Source organism: Pseudomonas sp. yb_2, assembly GCF_043103905.1.
GTDB lineage: Bacteria > Pseudomonadota > Gammaproteobacteria > Pseudomonadales > Pseudomonadaceae > Aquipseudomonas > Aquipseudomonas alloputida.
In genome coordinates, this window is record NZ_JBICKH010000067.1 from 1 (window position 1) to 2,140 (window position 2,140).

The window sequence follows — 2,140 nt, forward strand, 5'->3', positions numbered from 1 at the left end:
GGCAAGCTGGATAGCCAAGGCGAGTACCGGTACGACAGCTTGGGGAGGCGAATAGCCAAACAGGCGGAAATGAATGGCGAGGTAGAGCAGAAGCGCTTCCTCTGGCAAGGCTTGCGGATGCTGCGGGAGGAAACTCCTGGGCACAGCATCTTGTACCTGTACGAGCCGGGTAGCTATGCGCCGTTGGCGCGAGTTGACCAGGCGGAAGGGGAAGGGCAGAAGGTCTATTACTTCCATACTGACCAGATTGGCACGCCGCTGGAGCTTACGAACAGCGATGGCGCAGTCGTTTGGCAAGCTACGTACCGCTCGTGGGGCATGCTAGAGCAGCTAGATATTAGTGAAGTCGAGCAGAACCTTCGATTTCAAGGGCAATACTTCGACGTTGAGAGTGAGCTGCATTATAATACCTTCCGTTATTATGCGTCGGATATTGGGCGCTTTGTAACTCAAGATCCATTGGGTTTAGGTGGCGGTGTAAATCTTTACCAATATGCGCCTAATGCCACTGCATGGATTGATCCTTGGGGGCTATCTTTCAAGAGTGTGAATTTTGAGGGTTCGCCTGAGTTGTTCCCCGTAACCGGCAACCAAAAAAATATCGTATCTATTCAAATGCAAGGGTCTCGAGGTCGAGACTTTACTGAAGCTTACAAGCAAGCTGGTTTGTCAAAGGCTCAGGTCAAATCGATTGGTAAATATACTTGGCATCATTTGGATGATTTCGATCCTGTAACTGGTAAGGGAACAATGCAGTTAGTAACTCAGGCCGCGCACGAGGCTTCGTTGCCCCATACAGGGTCGGTGGCACAATTCGAGAAGCATTTCGGTTTGCCTTCTGGATCTTACGGGACACCTGAAGCTGTAGCTATCTCGCAGGACAAGGGGTGGCTGAAAGGGCGCCCACAAAAAATAACGTCTACAACTTGTTGAGGACTATATGGTGGATGATTTTAAACTCTTCAATTCTGATGTCGCTATTTCAGGGCTTGATATTGATGCACTTGAGTCTGAAATCGGTATGAGATTTCCTGCGGAATTTAGGGCGCTATACCTGACCTTCAATGGGGGTGAGCCTAATCGGGCATTTTGGGCGGAAGACGAAAATTATGAGCCGATTAGAGTTGAAGATTTTAAGAGTATTGCTAGTGATGGCGCTGTAGACAAGAATGAGACTAAGTACATAGGTGGTTGTTTCAGGTTGATGGTGAGCAGGAATGTCTTGCCAGCACACTTGGTGCCATTTGCCGTAGATGAGGCGGGTAACTTTATTTGCCTTGATAAAAATGAGGGCAAGGTGATTTATTTTGCGGTGGACATTTTTCAGCCCGATATTGATATGCATCTAAATCACATCAATGCTCAAAGGGTTCTTTCGTTTTCATTTCATGAGTTCATTGGGTCCTTGATTCATGAGGATCAAGTTGATCAGTGAGTGTGTGAGGTGTTGCACTGAAGGCTGAAAGCTTTTACTGGCTTTAGCGCTTTAGCGTGAATGTCAGTGAATGCTGGATTTAATTCAACCTTCGGCGCTATACTTTCTAAGTGGATTTAGTGTGGCTGGGATCTTTAATAACTTAACGTCGGAGGGCTGAGGCGTTAGCCTCAGTCATTCCAGTAAACGAGTCACACTGAATAGAACGTCCTGCAGCAGTCAGGCGAGATTGCTCTTTTAGCCGATAATTCGACAACTAGGCCGTTGAAACGCTCACACAGTACCGCTACGACGAACACGGCCAGCTGAGCGCGGTGATCAACCGCAACGGCGACACCGTGCGCAGCTTCAGCTACGCCGACGGCCTGATGGTGACCCACAGCAACGCGCTGGGGCTGGGCTGCCACTACCGCTGGCAAACCCTGGGCGACAAGCCGCGCGTGGTCGAACACTGGACCAGCGACGGCGAGCACTACCACTTCCGCTACGACCTCGATAGCCGCACCAGCTGGGCCACCGACGTACTTGGCCGCGAGCTGGAAGTGCAGTACAACGCCGACCACCGCGTGGTCGCCAGCCGCGACTATGGCGGCGAGCGTTACGCCATCGAACTGGACGAACACGGCAATATGGTTGGCCTGACCTTGCCGGACGGTAACCGCCTGCAGTTCAAGTACGACGAGTTCTCTCGCCTACTCGAAGAAA

The 2,140-nt window shown here is 50.8% G+C and carries 2 protein-coding genes and 1 pseudogene; all 3 read left to right on the plus strand.

The features are described from left to right. The coding region (locus ACF8FB_RS16815) for an RHS repeat-associated core domain-containing protein (RefSeq protein ID WP_392509988.1) at positions 1-933 on the plus strand (933 nt) is incomplete at its 5' end. A gap of 10 nt (positions 934-943) precedes the next feature. Beyond that, positions 944-1,435: an SMI1/KNR4 family protein gene (locus ACF8FB_RS16820; protein WP_260681235.1), complete on the plus strand. Its 492-nt coding sequence runs from the start codon at positions 944-946 to the stop codon at positions 1,433-1,435. 260 nt (positions 1,436-1,695) lie between these two features. Next, positions 1,696-2,140: pseudogene (locus tag ACF8FB_RS16825) on the plus strand (type IV secretion protein Rhs); the annotation flags it as partial.